Origin of the sequence: Microcoleus sp. PH2017_08_TRC_O_A (assembly GCF_020738665.1) — a bacterium.
Lineage (GTDB): Bacteria > Cyanobacteriota > Cyanobacteriia > Cyanobacteriales > Microcoleaceae > Microcoleus.
In genome coordinates, this window is record NZ_JAEQCE010000004.1 from 98,267 (window position 1) to 116,918 (window position 18,652).

The 18,652-nt window shown below is 44.4% G+C and carries 13 protein-coding genes; 4 read left to right on the top strand and 9 right to left on the bottom strand.

All coding sequences use genetic code 11. From position 1 onward, the window contains the following. Positions 1 to 456: 456 nt before the first annotated feature. The 3 genes from JGK22_RS02130 to JGK22_RS02140 form a co-directional block, all read right to left on the bottom strand. Positions 457 to 1,920 carry a hypothetical protein gene (locus JGK22_RS02130; protein ID WP_293204321.1) on the bottom strand — a complete coding sequence of 488 codons (1,464 nt, stop codon included), beginning with the start codon at positions 1,918 to 1,920 and terminating at the stop codon, positions 457 to 459. Between the two features lie 33 nt (positions 1,921 to 1,953). After that, positions 1,954 to 3,246 (bottom strand): glycosyltransferase family 39 protein, encoded by a 1,293-nt coding sequence (locus JGK22_RS02135; protein WP_293204323.1) that lies wholly within the window; start codon positions 3,244 to 3,246, stop codon positions 1,954 to 1,956. A gap of 475 nt (positions 3,247 to 3,721) precedes the next feature. After that, positions 3,722 to 4,594: an alpha/beta hydrolase gene (locus tag JGK22_RS02140; RefSeq protein ID WP_293181706.1), complete on the bottom strand. Its 873-nt coding sequence runs from the start codon at positions 4,592 to 4,594 to the stop codon at positions 3,722 to 3,724. Positions 4,595 to 4,699: 105 nt separating this feature from the next. Here JGK22_RS02140 and JGK22_RS02145 point away from each other — a divergent pair, with 105 nt between their 5' ends. Further along, complete coding sequence (locus JGK22_RS02145) at positions 4,700 to 5,194, top strand: GAF domain-containing protein (protein WP_293212664.1); 495 nt, start codon at positions 4,700 to 4,702, stop codon at positions 5,192 to 5,194. Between the two features lie 69 nt (positions 5,195 to 5,263). Continuing rightward, positions 5,264 to 5,806, top strand: coding sequence for a hypothetical protein (locus JGK22_RS02150; protein ID WP_293218799.1), 543 nt, complete (start codon positions 5,264 to 5,266; stop codon positions 5,804 to 5,806). A 589-nt stretch (positions 5,807 to 6,395) separates the two neighbouring features. Here JGK22_RS02150 and JGK22_RS02155 read toward each other — a convergent pair. Beyond that, complete coding sequence (locus JGK22_RS02155) at positions 6,396 to 6,749, bottom strand: hypothetical protein (RefSeq protein WP_293181709.1); 354 nt, start codon at positions 6,747 to 6,749, stop codon at positions 6,396 to 6,398. A gap of 385 nt (positions 6,750 to 7,134) precedes the next feature. Beyond that, positions 7,135 to 10,101 (bottom strand): excinuclease ABC subunit UvrA, encoded by a 2,967-nt coding sequence (uvrA, locus tag JGK22_RS02160; RefSeq protein WP_293181710.1) that lies wholly within the window; start codon positions 10,099 to 10,101, stop codon positions 7,135 to 7,137. A gap of 347 nt (positions 10,102 to 10,448) precedes the next feature. On the opposite strand from uvrA, the gene JGK22_RS02165 reads away from it, so the two are divergent. Continuing rightward, complete coding sequence (locus JGK22_RS02165; protein ID WP_293312238.1) at positions 10,449 to 12,230, top strand: SWIM zinc finger domain-containing protein; 1,782 nt, start codon at positions 10,449 to 10,451, stop codon at positions 12,228 to 12,230. 244 nt (positions 12,231 to 12,474) lie between these two features. On the opposite strand, the gene JGK22_RS02170 is transcribed toward JGK22_RS02165, so the two are convergent. Together JGK22_RS02170 and JGK22_RS02175 are read right to left on the bottom strand one after the other, a co-directional pair. After that, positions 12,475 to 14,280, bottom strand: coding sequence for a serine hydrolase (locus JGK22_RS02170; RefSeq protein WP_293241565.1), 1,806 nt, complete (start codon positions 14,278 to 14,280; stop codon positions 12,475 to 12,477). Between the two features lie 197 nt (positions 14,281 to 14,477). Next, the gene (locus JGK22_RS02175) at positions 14,478 to 15,212 is read right to left on the bottom strand and encodes a calcium-binding protein (RefSeq protein WP_293181713.1); all 735 of its coding nucleotides are present in this window, start codon (positions 15,210 to 15,212) and stop codon (positions 14,478 to 14,480) included. 283 nt (positions 15,213 to 15,495) lie between these two features. Here JGK22_RS02175 and JGK22_RS02180 point away from each other — a divergent pair, with 283 nt between their 5' ends. Continuing rightward, the gene (locus JGK22_RS02180) at positions 15,496 to 16,851 is read left to right on the top strand and encodes an AAA-like domain-containing protein (protein ID WP_293181714.1); all 1,356 of its coding nucleotides are present in this window, start codon (positions 15,496 to 15,498) and stop codon (positions 16,849 to 16,851) included. A 50-nt stretch (positions 16,852 to 16,901) separates the two neighbouring features. Here JGK22_RS02180 and JGK22_RS02185 read toward each other — a convergent pair whose 3' ends face one another. Together JGK22_RS02185 and JGK22_RS02190 are read right to left on the bottom strand one after the other, a co-directional pair. Then, the gene (locus JGK22_RS02185; protein WP_293181715.1) at positions 16,902 to 17,402 is read right to left on the bottom strand and encodes a hypothetical protein; all 501 of its coding nucleotides are present in this window, start codon (positions 17,400 to 17,402) and stop codon (positions 16,902 to 16,904) included. Between the two features lie 251 nt (positions 17,403 to 17,653). Further along, positions 17,654 to 18,472 (bottom strand): hypothetical protein, encoded by an 819-nt coding sequence (locus JGK22_RS02190; protein ID WP_293190862.1) that lies wholly within the window; start codon positions 18,470 to 18,472, stop codon positions 17,654 to 17,656. Positions 18,473 to 18,652 lie beyond the last annotated feature (180 nt).

Below are 18,652 nucleotides of genomic sequence, written 5' to 3' on the forward strand. Positions count from 1 at the left end.
TTTGCGCGCGAGGTTACCTGTGCGCGATCAAAGTTTCTGTAAGATTAAAATCACCCCTACTATCAGCATCTTGGCATTAAAAATTAATTCCGTGCCAAATCCTGACAATTGACGGGCGCTGAAAGTCAGAACCAATGCTATCTAGCAGAGGGCGGACATGAAGACTGGCCGGCAATTCCTCGCCTAACCTAACTACTGCGGGTTTACGAGCAAGAATTTCTGCGATGTCTAGACTTCGGCTACCTTCTCGCGCTCAAGGGAATTCTCGATCGGATTCTGTTGGAGGCAAGATACTTACACGCTACCAATTTACCAGCGACAGGAGGGGAATCACAACACGATTTAGATATTTCAACTGTCTAATTAAGGGTTCGAGGGTTCGAGGGCACAAAATAAATAATTGCGATCGTAACTAATTCTATCTTATCCCAATTCTGAACTCCGAGAATTTGACATTCAATTCGGGCGATCCTCTTCGAGGGCTGCGCTAACGAACTTGATGAGAATAGCACTCTTCCCCGGCACCAAAAAAGTCGCCTTACCACCCTTCAGGGTCAAGCTGCTAACAACCTCATCCATTGACTTCAAACTAAACTCCCGCACCGTCCCATTACCAGCTTCGATTAAAGCTGAAATATCGGCACGAACAGTATAAGATTTTGCTCGATCGTTGACAGCCAGCAAGTAAACATTCTTACTAGAATCGAGAGTTGCAACTGCCATTAAATCGGAACTATTAGCGATCGGAAAAAAGCTAGCCCTACCCCCTTGCAAAGCCCGAATTCCCATCCGCAAAGCATAGTAGCTCGCGCGCCGTTTTCCCCCGTCCCCCAGCAAACCTTCCGCCAGTGCCGGCTTTCCCCAGTCGTACAAACAGAATATGTGACTCCCGTAAATATAATTATCCCCCGGTTGGGAACCTCGGATCAAATTTTTAATCAAACTTAAAGCTAAAGGGAAATCGTTATAGCTAATTTGATAACTTCCCCATTCTCCCACCCAAACCTCCGAGTTAGCACGGACTGTCCCCTTCATCCAGCCGCGCACTTTGCGGGTGTAGTTAGAAATATCTGCATCGTAATTGTGGAAGTTGACAGTATCGAAATAATTAGGAATTTCTCGCAAAGCCTCAGCAGGCCAAATGCTGCCACCTACGCTTGTCGGGCTGTGGATGCGGTAAGCGCGCCCAGGCAAATAACTTTTGTAAACAAAGTCGATCGCATCTTTGGTCACTTTCACCAACTCAAAATAGTCAGCCATAGTTCCACCCCAACCCTGTATGCGGTAGTCCGGTTCGTTGTGAATTTCCCAATCATCAACGCGGTAATCGTTGCGTACATTCAACCAATAAACCGTAGCAAACACGTGTTCCCACCACTCGTTCCAATCTTCTTTAGTTCGGGGCGGATTTAATTGCAGCGCCCAGGACGGATTCCAACTACCGTCCACATTGCGAATGCTCACAACCGGGCGAATCTTAGCCTGTTTGAGAGCATTAAAAATAGTCCTAGCATTGCCTTCCCAAACTTTACCACGTTCTCCCGACCACGAATAATCGCTACCCCGGGGCGGATCGGTCATAATTTTATCCCAATGCGCCCAATTAATAATATTTGGATTTGCCTTAATTTGGGAGATTTCCGGCCAGCCGTATTTACCGTCATCGTCTTCCGGTTCCCATCGAGACATCCCGCCGTAAATGCGGTATGTATTAATTCCCAAATCTTGCAAATCTTTGAGATCAAAGTTAATGTTGCCCTCGACTGCACCGATGTAGCGAGTGCTGACACCCGCAGCAGTACCGGAGAATTTAATTGTTGCGATGTTTTGAGCAAAAGTTGTCGTTGGGCCCAACAACTCTAGGCCGATGGCAATTAAAAAGGCGAGGGTGAAATTCCGAATTAGAGTTTTTGATAACACTGGGTTAATAACTAATGGCTAACCGCCTAAGACCTACTGACTAATTAACTTTAACCTACGCTGAAGTTCCCCCGCCGCCGTGGCGATTACGATCGCCAAAATCGGGTGCAGTGGCTCGCTGTGGCGAACTTCTGCATAAGTAAGCGCATGAATCAAAGTAAAATAGCCGCAGACTGCCAGCAGTGGCAAAAACTCCCGCCAGCGATGCCGCAAAACTATCATGCCCAAAGCCGCAAATACAGGCAAAATTCGCGACGCTAAAATGCCGACAATCCGTTGCGGCGAAAAGAATTTCCGCATTGCCTGCACATTAAACATAGCGTGATGAGGCCAGTCACTTATAGGGTTTCCCAACCACAAATAAACTGCCTTTTGCAAACAATACCAGAGATAGACAGCCGGCTCGCAGAGTATTGAAGCGATCGCCCGTTTGGTAAAATAGCGATCGCCCTCAATGGTAAAAACATCGTGTCCGCCATTCCGAGCCGGATTGAGTTCTTCCTGCCAAATTTTAGTGATATGGCGTTTTGGCAGTTGTTCGTAGGCAAAATGATAAAACTCTGGACTTCCTTGCCACAGCAGCCCCGTAGAAACACTGTAAATCAAAAAAGTCTTGTGAGTTCGATAATTGTGGTAAGTCCAAGGTGTGGTAATGATGATAATTGCGCCCAAATAAGCAACAAACAAAGCAATCTTGCGCTTAAAAGACCATTGGCGCGGCATCAATAGTGGGACAATTACCGGAAACAACATCGCTGTCGGCCGACAAAGATTCGTAATTGCCAACAACCCACCTGCTAATGAAAAATTTTGCCACTGCGGCTGTTCCAATGCTCGCAGCAAGCCCAGTATTGTTAAAATCATTAAAGGCGCGTATAAAATCTCTGTTTGCAGCAGCCTGACATGAAGAATCAGGGAGGGATGTAGCGCAATTAATCCAGCGGCGACTAAGGAACTTTGAGGGCCAGTAAAACGCCGTGCCAGGATAAAAGTTAGGGGTATGATTGTCGCCCCCAAAAAAGCTTGTATGTAGACTACAGATGCGGGAGAACGACCGAAAATTACATAACATCCAGCTACAAAAAAGGGATACACTGGTGTCCTGCCCGGCCAATCAAAAAATTTACCCTCTAGCAAAGAGTGTCCCAAATACTCGTAACCTGGTTCATCGCCTGTGAGACGGGCGGGGGTATCGGGGAGAGTTTGGTTGGTGCGCCACGCCAAATAGAGCCGGAATGCTAGTCCCAGCAGCGTCAGAAAAATCAGCGCCAAGACAATTATGCGGTCATTTCTTTGCTGCTGCGTTGCCAAGATATCTCGTGTCATCAAAGCTGACTGCGAAAATTTGATTGGTTTCCTCTCAATTTTTTAGGTTGGGAATGTCAAAAATTATATCGTTTTAGATACATTTTTTTCGAGAATTGATATTTTTCACGCCATGTCCGATTATTCCAGCGGACGATCGCATTTTGAGAATCTTGGGTGCAAGTAGATCTTTGGGCCAATCCATGCTGCAAGCTTTCCGTGTCGCAAAAGCTAACGCGCTCCGGGCGATTGTTCCCCACTCCTATCAGGCGCCACAGAGTTGAGTAGAGAGTTGACAGCGGCTCTTGAGAGTCAATCGATTTTAGATTTTAGATTTTAGATTTTAGAGGCGACCCCACGGATAAATTCGGGGGAAGAGAGGATTTTCGATTTTCGATTTGGGATTGATTCGAAATTCTTGGTCAAGAGTTGACACAAAGTTATTGATAATATTTCCCTATAATTGATATTCAAATGCGATCGCCCGCAACACCAATTAAATGAACTTACTCGCCAAAAAATCTCTGATGTACCGATTGACTAACTGCGGCTGTTCCTGATGCACCCAGTGGCTGCAATTGGGAACGTAATGAATCTGAAAATCCCGCACGTAATCTGCGGTTCCGTAGGTTAACTCTTTGCCGAGGGCTCGATCATTTTCGCCCCAAATCATCAACGTCGGAACTTCGAGGATCTCTCTATGCGGGCGATCGACAAATCCGCGAGCAATATTGCGGTAATAATTGATAGTAGCAGTCAGAGCCCCCGGTTTAGCTGCCGCATCTTTGTAAGCTTGGATATCGGAGGGGGTAAAGCTGCTTTTGTCAACTGCCATGCCTTGCAAAGCGCGATCGATCGCCCGATAGTCGCCCAACTTAATTAAAAATTCCGGCAAAAATGGCAACTGAAACAAAAAGATGTACCAACTTTTCAGCAATTGTTGGCGAGTTCGCAACCCTTCAGCAAACTTTGCCGGATGCGGTATATTCATCACAATTAATTTATCCACCATCTCAGGATAAGCATAAGCAAAACTCCAGGCGATCGCGCCTCCCCAGTCGTGGGCAACTAAGACGCAGCTTTTGTATCCAAAGCCTTGAATAATTCCCTTGATATCTTGTACAAATTCTGCCATCATATAAGCAGATTTATCCTTAGGTTTGTCGCTGTCATTGTAACCCCTGAGATCCACAGCAACAACTTTACGATCTGATGCAAATTCCGGGATTTGATGGCGCCAAGAATACCAAAACTCAGGAAATCCGTGCAGCATCAGCATCAGCGGCCCAGAACCTTGAGTGACACAGTGCAGTTTGATGCCGTTTGTAGCGATAAATTCGTGTTTCCAAGCAGCTTCTAGCACAGACATAAATTTTCACTCTAGATGTAAACTTATACTAGCAGTTGCTATCTTCAATAGAGGTAAACTGAAGACAGAGCTCAGCCAAAACTAGGAAGTTAAGGAGTCATTACCATGTCTGGCGATCGCCTGCAAACAATTGTCAACCGCTTGACAGAACGTCTCAAGCGCGACGTATTAATTGAAAAATCCCTATACGACATTCGAGAAGTGGTGCAGAGCGATCGCGCGGTACTGTATTATTTTTACAGGCAGTGGCAAGGTCGAGTGACTTGTGAGATGCTAAGTGCGATCGAACTGTCAATCTTGGGTTCTACTGGCCCAGACGAGTGTTTTAACGACGAATACGCTGCTTTGTACGAAGCGGGTCGAGTCAGAGCAATTACAGATATTGAAACAGAGCCAATCCACCAATGTCACCGACTGTTTCTGCGTAGCCTGAAGGTTCGCGCCAATTTAGTCGTGCCAATTTTAACCAAAAAAGGACTGTGGGGGCTGTTAGTTGCTCATCAGTGCAGCGGGCCGCGCACTTGGTTGCGATCGGACATTGAATTCATGCAGCAACAAGCAGACAATATAGCCATGTCTCCTACTGTTCAAGATAGTTAACTAATTAAAATTGACATCAGATGCTGTAGATGCTAGCGTAGAATTATAAATTTATCGGTTATATTTACCATGTCACTTTTGAATATTCAAGCTTTAAACAAAGCATTGCCTACCGTAATCTTAGGGTTATTCCTTAGCAGTTATACCACCAACATTGACCGCGGCCAAGTGCCTAACATTGACTCGAAATTAAGCAACAATCAATTAACTACACCTATACTCATAAACTCAACAGAGATTCTAGCTGATAACACCAGCGATCAAGCAGCAATCAAATTATTAATCGATCGGCAGTTCAAAGCTTTGAATGAAAGAAATCCTGAATCCTATATGGCGACAGTAGATCCAAACTCTCCTGGTTTTCAACCAACAATAATTACAATTGCAGAAGTCTTCAAAAGAAATTTAAAGTACGAACCAACAAAAATTGAAATTGTGGGAATTTCAGGAAACGAAGCCAAAGTAAGAATCGAACAAACAACCACAAAGATTGACGGGTCATCTTCAACTTTCAGAGATAATAAGATGATAATATTACATACGTTACGCAAATCAAATGGAGAATGGAAATTTTTTAGTTCGGTACCGGAAAATATTCAGTATTTGAATTAGGCTAACTTATACCATGAGAGCAAAAGTCGCCCTAGGGCGCCGGTACAGTAGAATATTTTGACAAAAATAACGAAATATGTATTATGTAGGGCGAAGGATGAGGGTGACAGTAGATCGCGATCGCCAACCATGCGAGAGCCCTGCCAAGGTCTACATCAACATACATACTATGTCGCTTGTGTCAACCTTTAATACTGAACCGACGCCCTAGACAATAGACCTTTTGCAAAAGCCCTTTTAATCAAATTGTGGGACGCTGCTGGGAGAAACGTCCCACAATAAAAAAGATTTTTGTGGGACGTTGCTCCCAGCAACTTCCTAACTATTTTTGCAAGAAGTCTATTCCCCCTCTGACAATTAATCCACCCTGGGTTAACTGGGTTTAAAGGGGGTTGCTCTCAGTTTATTGTGCTGTTGTCGGAATGGTTTTTTGTAGGATGAGTTGAAAGGTTTTTTCAATGCTTTGTACTGTCATAACTCAGAAACGAAACGAGATAACTGTTTGCTTAATCTGCTGCAAACTACCTCGTAATGTATCAGGATTTCTCGCCAGTACGGTACACCACAATTGTTAGACTACAACAGCATATTAGATAGAGCTTGGATCGACTCCCATGAATCCGACTTTTATGCCAGCAGATTTCATTGCTTTCATTGCTTTATCGTGTACCAGTAGACTCAGAATTGGCACAAGTGAACCAACAATAAGCCAAATTATCCATGCAGAAAGCTTGAGGGATCTTACCAGCTTGTATAGCGCAAATATCCGAAATCCTGTTGCTGCAAAATGTGCGAGTAAACGTATAGGTTGTAGATTTATAGCTTGATTTTGTAAAGAAACATGAAATAGGTTAATAACTATCAAGGCGAGGATAGACCATAAAAACAATCTGTGATCCTCGGCAATTTTCTGAAGTTCTAGACGCGAAAAAGTTGTAGTCATTTACGACTCCTTAAAGATGATTTAATGGTGGATATTTCAACTTATTGATTGATGAACTATATCGAAAATTGCGATTGCCAGATCAAATATAGGTTCTTCCTTTGTGATTTGAGCGATCGCTCTCTGCTTTATAGTATTCCTTTTAATATTATTTTATTGTAAGGCTCTAAAATATAAAGATTTATGACCTACATTCCGCACTTCTTAACATAGCCAGAAGTGTATCCGCTCAATAATCCGGGGTAAATCGCTCAACGATGCACCTCAAATGACGCAAAATCGTTCCTGAGTGGGTAGCAGTAGGGTGCGTCAGCCACTTCTGCCTCTCCACCTGAAAATTAGGCTAATCGCTGACGCACCCTACAATATCTATCCTGACCGAGTATTAGCTAACAGCTACAGCACTCCCTAAAGGATGCTGCTCTAAAACAGCTTTCAAATATTTCCCAGTATAAGAACGAGGATTTGCCGCCACATCCTCCGGCGTCCCCGCCACAATAATTTCCCCTCCCTTATCTCCCCCTTCTGGCCCCAAATCGATCGCCCAATCGCAGCACCGAATCACGTCCAAATTGTGTTCGATGACCAAAATTGAATTACCCTTATCCACCAATCTTTGCAGCACATTGAGTAAGTGGTGAACGTCATAAAACGACAAGCCAGTCGTGGGTTCATCAATCAAATAAAGCGTCTTCCCAGTAGCGCGACGCGACAGTTCCGTAGCCAACTTCACCCGCTGCGCTTCCCCGCCAGAAAGCGTCGGTGCAGGCTGTCCCAACTGAATGTAACCCAAGCCAACATCCACTAACGTTTCCAGTCTGGCGCCCGCCCTCGGAATATTTTTAAACATTTCCGAAGCTTCCTCCACAGTCATGTTCAAAACATCAGAAATTGACTTGCCTTTATACTTCACTTGCAGCGTTTCCCGGTTGTACCGCGCACCTTTACAAACCTCGCACTGTACGTAAACATCCGGCAGAAAATTCATCGAAATCACGTTCACGCCTTGGCCGCCGCAAGCTTCGCACCTTCCCCCTTTCACGTTAAAAGAAAACTGCCCGGCTTTGTAACCTCTTGCCTTCGCTTCAATGCTTTCGGAAAACAAATCCCGAATCACATCAAAGACTCCCGTGTAGGTAGCGGGATTGGAACGCGGAGTGCGGCCGATGGGAGATTGATCGATGACAATGACCTTATCAACCACATCATCTAGAGAGCGTTCGCCCTTGGTTTTTAGGGCGTCCATATCGGGTGGTAAAGGAACTTTTTTGGTCAGATAGTGTTGCAGTGACGGATAGAGCAATTCATTGATTAAAGTTGATTTTCCAGAACCGGAAACACCTGTCACGCAGACAAGTTTTCCCAGGGGAATTTCCACATCGACGTTTTTTAAATTGTTGCGACTCGCATTTTTGAGCGAGAGAGCTTTGCCGTTGCCTTTTCTCCTTTCATTGGGAGTTTCAATTACTCGTTTTCCCGACAGATAAGCACCAGTCAAAGATTCTTCGGCCGCTAGCAAGTTTTCTAAACTTCCTTGCGAGATGATTTTGCCGCCGTGAACGCCTGCGCCGGGGCCGATATCGACAATGTGATCGGCGGCGCGCATGGTTTCTTCATCGTGTTCTACGACAATCAAAGTATTGCCTAAATCGCGCAATTTTGTTAAGGTTTGCAGCAGGCGAAAGTTGTCTCTTTGGTGCAGTCCGATGCTGGGTTCATCTAAAACGTAGAGGACGCCGGTCAAACCGGAACCGATTTGAGTTGCGAGGCGAATTCGCTGGGCTTCTCCGCCGGAAAGTGTCATGGCTGCACGGTCTAATGTCAGGTAATCTAATCCGACATCGAGCAAAAATTGCAATCTTGCTTTGATTTCTCTGAGGGCTAAATCGGATATTTGAAATTGCCGATCGCTCAATCCCAAATTATTGACTCGTTCCCGACATTCGCGAATCGAAATCCCCGTCAAATCCACAATTCCATAGTTTCCTAACCGTACAGACAGCGCCTCTGGTTTCAAGCGTTTGCCGTGACAACAATCGCAAGAGCGATCGACTCGATACTGTTCCAGCTTCTGTTTGATCAAATCAGAACCTGTATCGTCGTACTGGCGCTGCAACATGGAAATTACGCCCTTAAAATCTCTCCTCAAATCGCTGGCGTTGCTGTCTCGCTTCTTGCTTTCTGCGGTTTGTTTTGACTCATTACCGTACAAAATCACTCGCTGGTGTTCGGGCCTCAAGCGGAACCAAGGAGTGTCGATATCAAACCCGCAACTATCGGCAACGCTGCACAGCAAAGAGAGATAATAGGAGTTGTCTTTGTCTGACCAAGGGGCGATCGCACAATAAAGAGGTGCTTTCTCATCAGGAATGACTAACTCCGGTGCAAAAGTCCGCAAACTCCCCAAACCGTGACAGTTGGGACAAGCGCCGTAGGGCGAATTAAACGAAAACAACCGGGGCGAAAGTTCTTCCATCACCGCGCCGTGTTCGGGACAAGCAAAGTTCTCCGAAAATACGATCGGCCCATTGGCTGGTTCAGAATTTTCGTCAGGCGGTAACTCTTCTACGATCGCAATTCCCTCAGAATGTCGCAAACAAGTTGCCAGAGAATCCACTAAACGCTCTTCTAAACCCGGTTTTTTAACTAACCGATCGACAACTATCTCGATATTGTGGATATGATTTTTATCTAATTCGATATTTTCCGAAAGTTCTAAAATTTCTCCGTTAACTTTGACGCGAATAAATCCTTCGGAAGCTAAACTCGACAATAATTTGCGGTGAGTGCCTTTTTTTCCGCGCACAACTGGGGCCAGAAGGTGAAAGCGAGTACCGTCTGGAAGTGCCATAACTCGATCGCACATTTCATCAATTGTCTGCGGCGCAATGCAGCGATCGCAAATCGGACAGTGCGGTTCGCCAGCTCTGCCGTAGAGCAATCTAAGATAATCGTAAATTTCTGTAACAGTGCCGACAGTCGATCGCGGGTTGTGCGAAGTTGACTTTTGGTCGATCGAAATAGCAGGGCTCAACCCCTCTATCGCATCGACATCCGGCTTATCCAACTGTCCCAAAAACTGGCGGGCGTAGGCGCTGAGAGACTCCACGTAGCGGCGCTGTCCCTCGGCAAAAATTGTATCGAAAGCCAGGGAAGACTTACCGGAACCGGAGACACCGGTAAAAACTATCAGTCGATCGCGCGGCAGTTCCAGATCGATATTCTTAAGGTTGTGCTGTCTCGCACCGCGAATCCGAATCGTATTTTGGCTGTTGGAGTTAGAAGTCATCACATGATGCCCGTTGTCGGATGCACTTGGCTGGCTGTGTGAGGTTTTGGCGCGTTGGGACATGAGAGTAGTGCAAAACAGTGCTTAACCATCTTAGCGCTGCCTTTGGACTAGCTGGCATCCAAACTCAAGAATATCGAATAATTTTAAACAGTTGACAGTTGACAGTTGAGGGTTGAGGGTTCAGTTTTATTTTCCGCTGCTGTTTGCACAGTAGACTGGATAATGTTTACTTCCCCTGCTTTGAAATTCATATTAAAGAATCTTAAAAAATTGACAGTTAACAGTTGACACTTGAGGGTTCAGTTTTAATGCCCGCTGCTGTTTGTAGAGCAGACTGCATATCGTAGACCAAGTGCATTTCTGAAGTAAAATCGAGTCTAATCCTTTAATTGCTGAGGTCTGGTGTGATGCCAATTCCCAAACTTAGTGAAACGATTATCAAGAATAACAGTTCTGAGCGATCGCTCAACCGAGCCGAAGATTACTATCTCGGTGGCAATGTTGCTAGCGCAGTTCTCCGCGGCAATATGGTGCAAGCAAAAGTATACGGTTCTCAAGTTGAACCTTACGATGTTACCTTGCCCTTTACTCATGCCGGATTAACATCTGGAGTATTCTGCACTTGTCCTTACGATGGCGATGGATGGTGCAAACACATTATCGCTACGCTGTTTTTGTGCCTGCGAGAACCAGAAAAAATTGAACGGGGCGAAACGCTGGAAGAGTTGCTCTCTCGCCTCAATGACGCCCAAATCTATGAGTTAGTAGAGCATTTAGTGGACAACGAACCCTCGCTGATAAGTGCGATCGAACTATACGTCAACTCAAACGCTGTGTCTGGGCCGACAAACCAACTGGCGACAACACATCGGCGAAGTGCGATCGATCCTGCTCCTTTTCGGCGACAAGTGCGAGAAATTTTCCGACAAGCTCAGAATCATTGGGAGGATGAATATGCTTATGATGAAGAAGACCCGATTACAGAAGAAATTTTAGAACTGATTCAGCAAGCCCAGGAATTCAGCGAACATGGAGACGGCAAAAATGCTTTAGTAATTTTAGAAGCCATTACCTCAGGTTGTGTTGATGATTGGGATGACGTAGCAGAATATGGTTGTGAAAGTTATGAAATCACTAATGCTTTGGATGAAGCTTGGACAGAAGCCATTTTGACGGCTGAGCTAACTGCTGAAGAAGAAATAGATTTCGAGGTGATGTTAGAAGGTTGGAAAGATGAATGGGATTGTGATTTCAGTATGAGCTTGGAAGCTTTACGGCAAGGTTGGGACTACCCGCCACTCCAGCAGATATTGGAAGGAAACCTTAGTGGACAAGGAATTTGGGATGTTGACGCACCAGATTATGCTCATGACTTAACCTTGACTAGATTGCAAATTCTCGATCGGCAGAATCGCGACAAAGAATACTTATACTTAGCCAAAGCAGAAGGCTGCATTCAACAATATCTGACAATGTTAGCTCGTTTGGGGAGAATAGAAGAAGCTGTGAAAGCTGCCACAACCGACATGACATCAGTGGAAGAAGCTTTTGCTCTAGTTCAAATTTTACAAGAAGACGGATACTCAGAAGAAGCTCTAAAGATTTGTCAAGCTGGGTTAAATTTACCCGGCAATTCTACCTACAAACTGGCAGTTTGTATGAGTGAATTAGCCGATGAATTGGGAGAAAAAGAAGCTGCGTTTAAGGCTAAAATGAAAGTTTTTGAAATTCAACCTTCCTTGAATGATTATCTTTCATTGCAGGAGTTATCAGGAGATAATTTGTCAACTTTGAAAGCAGATTTATTGGCAATTTTAAGAGCCACTCAAAGCTACAATTCTACCGAAGCGAAGGTGGATATTTTTCTGCATGAGAAACTGATTGAAGAGGCGATCGCCCTTGTTGACACATCCTACGGTTCACAACTGGTTCATCGAGTGATGGTGGCGGCAATTTCCCATCGCCCCGATTGGGTAATCGTCAATGCTAGTCGCCGCGCTGAATCGATTCTAAATCAAATGAAATCAGCCGAGTACGATAGTGCGATCGAGTGGCTAGAAAAAGCCCGTGCTGCCTATATACAAACTGGGCGAAATGTTGAATGGTCTGCTTATCGCGCTCAACTCATGGAAGTACACAGTCGGAAGCGGAAATTCATGGGCTTGTTCAAAAACTCATATTTAAACTGAGTCTTAACTTTACCTTCATTCAGTTCACAGTTGACAGTATTTGTAGGGTGCGTCGCCACCAACAATCTTTGCATCAAGACCGACAATTTGATAGCGATGCACCTGACACAATTCCCATGTATGAGGTGCATCGCTTGCTAGATAATTGATTGAATTATGGGATTAAAGAAGGGAGAGGCACCCTACGAACAATCTGCGTTTATCTGTGTTTATCTGCCTCGCATCTGCCGTTGACTTATCAATATTATTTGACAACAGCAGTCGGTGCAACCATATTCCAATTTACCCGTGAAGCACCGTACAAAATAAAATTATTCAAAAGCCCGTAAGCATCCCCGCAATTGTAACCTTTAGCCTCAACACACTTCTTATCAGCCCTCTGATTCACAGCCACAAAAATATCAACTCCATCCGGCAACAAACCCGCATACATCTGCAAATTAGCAAAATCATCAAGAATGCGACCTTTATCGTCCACAGGCGGCAATTTCCACTCTTTCGGATTGTTACTTCCCCCTAACTGAATTGCCCAAGCCTCAGTACCATCGAGCGCTCCGTTATGAGCAGTATATCGATTCCAAACATTATTTCGCCTTTCCCCAATGCGCGGATTGTTTTCATAACCGCCCACCCAATATTGTGACATGAATTTGAGAAAAACTCCAGCTTCCGCAGCAAGCGAACCAGTTCCTGGACTCAAATCTGTACTTCTTCGGGAAAAAGGAACCTGGCTTAAATTCCAAGACCAGTTAATCTTCCCTGGCTGCGGATTTATCCAGCTAGAAAAGTCGCAAAAATTACCATTCCAAATACAGTGCGGTCGCTTCAAATCCCATCCCTTACCGTAGTAATTTTTGCCGTTCCAGTGGCGTTTTTCCGGCTCGCGATCGCCAAAATTTTCTACTCCTTGGCTCATGAAAATTCCCTTGGTAGCCGTAGTAGGAATTCCCAACTCGGTTTTGAAGAAAACCTCCAAAGCAGAGCCTTGATGAGTTTCTAGTTTACCCGTTTTAGCAGCAAATCTGCCGGAAGCTACCAACTGCTGCAAAATAATCGTAGGAAATGCCGGACTGGTATTGGAATAATGATATTGACCGAGAGGATACTGAAGGCATCGCCCAGCCAAAACCATCATAGTTTCTTCTAAATTAGGACTAGGCAAAAAATAGCCTGCATTAGCAGAGATGCCGAGTTGATTTTTAGCAGAAATGACAGATTTGTTCCCCCATTCATTGACAAGTAGCTGTTCTTGGGATTTAAAATCTGCTGGGGTTTTCAGATTTCGCAGCACTGGCAAATTTGCCGTCATATCTTCACCGTATCTGGGCGCGCTCCGCTGAAGTCCCGAGCGATGGGATAATAAATTTCCGAGGGTGACGTTTTGCCACTGTTTGTCTGCAAATCCTGAGTTAAGATTGCCACAATTACTGTCTTTAATAGCAACTGGAAATTTGACTTTTCCCGAAAATGCCGCGTGCAATTTTTCCGGGATAATGGCTATTGGATATTGCTTGTTCAAACCGGGAATTAGCGGCGGATAATGTTGGGGGTCGAACAATTTCATCCCTTCAATTTGGTCGTCAGTCAGTTCTAAATTTGCCCGATCGCGCGCCGTCTGTTTTAGCGCCCAGCGCACCATGGCAAAGGTAACAGGCTTGCTGATACTGCCGATCCGCATGGGGGTATCTGCGGGTACGATCGCACTTAGAGGGGTCTGCATATCGTCACCGCAAGCCGGATTTGAGTTATTGGTCGATCGGTCTTTCATGCGCCCCAAACCCCAAACACCCACGGGCTTACCTTTAACAGAAACACCGAGTACGGCGGCACCGACGCAGCGGTGGCGCATAAATTCTGTCAGCGATTGTACAATTGGCTGGAGTTGTGCGTCGCCGCTACCGCTAACGGGGATGCTTTCTTGGGCCAAAGCTATGTTGTTGTTGGACTCGAAAACCTTTCCCAATCCTCCTAAAAGGATAGCTGAAATTAATATCAAAGTTGTGTAGAAAAGTCGGTGGTATTTCGGTCGATCGTCCGCAATTTTCATCATAAAAACTCCTATTTTAAAATAGTGAGAAATCCTCAATTTTCGCCCTGAGGTAGCGAAGCTTAAGCGTGCATTTCAGAGTGGCAAATGTGTCTGGTAGGGGCGAAGCATGACCGCAGTAAATATCAGATTATAACTAATAACTTATATGCGGTCATGCTTCTTCAGGCTTCAAAAACCAGATGCACCCAAGCTTAAGACTATTGAGGGATTGGAGGCGCGGACAAGAATACTTGATTCGGGTTAACATTAGTTAAGTTTGTCTCTAAAACAACACCAATCAAATTGTCCTTGTAGAAGATACCAGTATCTTGAACCTTGTTATTGCTCCAATCGCCAGCTTTCAGCGAATAGCCGTCTGCTAGATTGCCTTTAATTTGGATTTTATCAGTACCTAACGTAAAATCCGTAATCGTAGCGTAGCCAGTGCCGAGATAGTAAACATTATTAACATTACCGAGTACAAATGTGTCCGCACCCGCGCCGCCGGCGAGAGAATCGGATTCACTACCTGCGCCGATACCGTTACCAGCACCCGAAAAATTAGCACCGTCAAGGTAATCGTTACCGTCGCCGCCGATTAGATAATCTTTGCCGCTTCCTCCGAATAGATAATCGTTGTGAAGGCCGCCAGACAGTGTATCTTTGCCACTACCTCCATACAGGAAATCCTCGCCAGCTTCGCCGTATAATTTATCATTACCCGCGCCGCCATCTAGCTTATCCCCCCCGAAGCCACCGTAGAGGATGTCATCTCCGCCGCGACCTGACAAGATATCATCGCCTTTATAGCCGTAGATTATATCATTTGAAATCTGAATTTGACCTTGACCGTCGATTGTCCAATCATCTCCCACTAACGATTTATGGAGTTGACCGTCGCCGTTGACAGTGTTGTTGTCGTCGTAGTCAGTACCTTTGATAAGTGAGGACATTTTTGTTGCTCCTTGTGGTTTTCCAATTAGTGCAAGAATGAGAAAGACTCAACTAACTGGCTTGATGTATTTAGTTTCTCCTCTCGTCAAAGAACCGACAATGGGAATAAAATCAGGTGTTTAAATAAACACAAATATGGCCGGCACCACTGATTTACAGTAAAAACCAAAGTTAATCAGTTAAAATAGGGAAAAGTCAGGGTGATTTCCCGATAGAGGAACAACTCCTCTCTTGCCATAGTCTGCATACTTACGTGTATATTTAATTACCCGTGTCCAGCCCATGAAATCAGAATTAGAATTCTCTTGGAACAAAACCAAAGAATCTGCCGATCGCATTTTTGCCCAAAACACCGGCAAATATCTCAGCGACATCGAAATGAAAGTCCTGCAAGGTTCTTGGGAAGGCAAAAGTTACGATGAAATCGCCACAACTTACGGCTACAGTGCTGAATACCTCAACAAAGATGTCGGCAATAAATTGTGGCATAAGCTTTCCGAAGCTTTGGGAGAAAAAATTACCAAGAAAAATTTCAAAGAAGCTCTAAGAAGAGCTTATGAAGCAGAATGTAGTCAATCTATTCAGACAAATCCACCTTTAGAAACATTGCCGGCGGTGGCAAATTTGCAGTTCCCCGAAGGTTCAGTAGCCTTAGATTCACCTTTTTATATAAAACGTTCTAATATCGAATCACTCTGCAACGAAACAGTTCTCAAACCCGGTTCGCTGATTCGGATTAAAGCACCGGAAATGATGGGCAAAACTTCACTAATGAACCGCATCTTAGCTCATGCAAAACTGGAAAAATATCACGCAGTTTATTTAGATTTGAGCGCAGCAGACCGAGGAATATTAACAAATCTTGATAAGTTTCTGCGCTGGTTGTGTTTGATGGTCAGCCGACAGTTAAAATTAGAAAACAAATTAAACGAATATTGGGATACGGATATCTTAGGTAGCAACGATAACTGCACAGTTTACTTTGAAGAGTATTTGCTAGCAGAAATAGAAACTCCCCTAGTGTTGGGATTGGATGAAGTCGATCGCCTATTTGGCTACACTGAAGTAGTGGAAGACTTTCTGGGGATGCTGCGAAGTTGGCACGAAAAAGCCAAGATTTCGGATATCTGGCAAAAACTGCGGTTGGTAATGGCGCATTCTACCGAAGTTTATATTCCTTTGGACATGAATCAATCTCCGTTTAATGCGGGGGTTCCCGTGGAGTTGCAGGAGTTTGACAGCCAGAAAATTCACGATTTAGCGCGGTTGCACGGCTTGGATTGGGATGAAGGGCAGTTGGGAGAGTTGATTTGTGCGATCGGCGGACATCCTTATTTAGTAAGATTGGCAATGTATGAGATTAGCTGTGGCAAAATTTCCTTAACTCAGCTATTAGAAAACGCAGCCTCAGAATCGGGAATTTACAGCAATCATTTACGCAAGCATTTGGAAATCCTGCAACACAATCCCGAATTAGCTTTAGCTTTGAAAAAAGTTGTGAATTCTGCCGAACCAGTTGAATTAGATTCCATGCAAATTTACAAATTGCACAGTATGGGAATTGTGCGGCGGCAAAACAATTATGTCCTGCCGCGTTGCAATTTGTACCGCGAGTATTTCTGCCGTGTTTTAGGTTAAAGAAAACACGCTCACCTTTCGGTGAGACGTAGGGCTTCTCGCGAGTTAAGCTAAATCTTTTTCAAAGTGAGCTTCGTCAATGTATTACCAACCTTTTCGCAAGAAAGCTTGGTATTGTTTGGAAGTTTGCATTTGAAAAACCAACTAGGTTTTTTGTTTGTTTGCTTGAATTCCAGATTTACATTATTAGCACCTACGGAGGCAACTACTGCACCACTTTCAAAAGGAGTATTATTTTCTCCTATAAATTTCCATGTTCCTTGCTGGTTTGCTCCCTGTTTGATAACCATTTCAACAGAAGTTACTACATCATCACCTTGAGAATAAAGACTCCCTTTCCAGTTACCGACAATCGAAGATGGGGAAGTAATTACTTCATTGATTTGAAGGTGATTAACCTGTTGTGATTTTAAGGGGTTAGCCAAAACTTGAGAAGTCTTACCTAAAATTGCCATTGCGGACGAAAAAGATACTGCCATCAAGGTGGCAAGGATTATGGATGTTACAGGTCGTACAACTGAGAGGCTTTGGTTTTTAATGTTCTTATCCATGATGATTCTCCAAGTAATGTTGTTGGGTAATAAAATTAGGTATTAGAGCGTATTAGATGCGGAGATAAACACCTGATTTAGGTTAAGTTTGGTAATATTTTGATCTTGCATAACACCAATCAAATCACCCTTGTAGAAGATTGCCGTGTCTTGGACATTGCTACCTTATTTTCCCGATCGCTCTTCGAGGCAGAGACTCTGGATATCGGTTCCCAGACAGAACCTGCGAACCAGTTACCCTACAGATAAAATTAGACGAAGGAGAGGGTTAAATCCGCAGCCATGTTATCTGAAACCACGGCAATCATGTCACCTTGATAAAAGATTTTCGTGTCTTTGGTTGACTGATTTCCATAACCGTAGTTGCCAGACGTAAATTCGTAATCTTGCTTTTTACCCAGCATCAAAATTGCATCTCCATCTGCTTTCTTAAAGTCCCAAATAATCGCATAAGCAGTCTCGCCCAGACCATCTAAGTAAGGAAGTTTAGGGTCTGGCCCCCCGTTCATAACTAGCGAGAATTGATCGGCTCCCGAACCACCAATTAAGGTATCGACTTCATAAGAATCATATTTTCCTTGATCGTTGGTGTGACCAACGAGAATGTCATTCCCACTATTGCCTTCCAACCAATCGGAACCGCGACCGCCATAAAGCTGATCTTTACCACTACCGCCAAACAGGAAGTCGTCACCATCAAGACCTTTGAGTGTATCTGCACCGCGACCACCAAAGATGGCATCACTAACCTGATTGTCATCATTTCCTACTAGGTAATCATTTCCTGGTGTTCCATTTATGTTGTCATTGGGTAAGCCACCTATTTTATCGATGCTACCAAACAAGCTGTTAGTAAAGTGACGGTCAGAGGCGATTACTTCACGTGTTTCTAGCATTAAATTATCATCGGGGTCTGTCCGAGGAACATCGGTCAAGTCTTCAATAAAACGGGGTTTGTTAGGCTTAGGTTCGCCATCGGGGTCTGTCCAGGGAACATCGGTCAAGTCTTCAATTAAACCGAATGTAGCGGTAGAAATGTTAGCATCGGCGATCGTTCTAAGTGCTGTCATGGGAGTAGTTCCTATTTTTGACTATTGTTTAAGTTTGCGGAAGCAATCGGCGTTTGTATTTTGTTTGCTGCACCTTTTGCTTCCTGTTATCAGTTTGTTGCTAAAAATCATGAACCGCAATGGTGATATAATCAGGTGTTATAGGAACTGACAAATAGCTTTCGGTTGTGAATTTATAGG

What these genes read in the sequence shown, in the direction of transcription:
- JGK22_RS02135 (WP_293204323.1), bottom strand. Translation starts at nt 3,246, where the DNA reads ATGACACGAGATATCTTGGCAACGCAGCAGCAAAGAAATGACCGCATA.
- JGK22_RS02140 (WP_293181706.1), bottom strand. Translation starts at nt 4,594, where the DNA reads ATGTCTGTGCTAGAAGCTGCTTGGAAACACGAATTTATCGCTACAAAC.
- JGK22_RS02145 (WP_293212664.1), top strand. Translation starts at nt 4,700, where the DNA reads ATGTCTGGCGATCGCCTGCAAACAATTGTCAACCGCTTGACAGAACGT.
- JGK22_RS02150 (WP_293218799.1), top strand. Translation starts at nt 5,264, where the DNA reads ATGTCACTTTTGAATATTCAAGCTTTAAACAAAGCATTGCCTACCGTA.
- JGK22_RS02155 (WP_293181709.1), bottom strand. Translation starts at nt 6,749, where the DNA reads ATGACTACAACTTTTTCGCGTCTAGAACTTCAGAAAATTGCCGAGGAT.
- uvrA (WP_293181710.1), bottom strand. Translation starts at nt 10,101, where the DNA reads ATGTCCCAACGCGCCAAAACCTCACACAGCCAGCCAAGTGCATCCGAC.
- JGK22_RS02165 (WP_293312238.1), top strand. Translation starts at nt 10,449, where the DNA reads ATGCCAATTCCCAAACTTAGTGAAACGATTATCAAGAATAACAGTTCT.
- JGK22_RS02170 (WP_293241565.1), bottom strand. Translation starts at nt 14,280, where the DNA reads ATGATGAAAATTGCGGACGATCGACCGAAATACCACCGACTTTTCTAC.
- JGK22_RS02175 (WP_293181713.1), bottom strand. Translation starts at nt 15,212, where the DNA reads ATGTCCTCACTTATCAAAGGTACTGACTACGACGACAACAACACTGTC.
- JGK22_RS02180 (WP_293181714.1), top strand. Translation starts at nt 15,496, where the DNA reads ATGAAATCAGAATTAGAATTCTCTTGGAACAAAACCAAAGAATCTGCC.
- JGK22_RS02185 (WP_293181715.1), bottom strand. Translation starts at nt 17,402, where the DNA reads ATGGATAAGAACATTAAAAACCAAAGCCTCTCAGTTGTACGACCTGTA.
- JGK22_RS02190 (WP_293190862.1), bottom strand. Translation starts at nt 18,472, where the DNA reads ATGACAGCACTTAGAACGATCGCCGATGCTAACATTTCTACCGCTACA.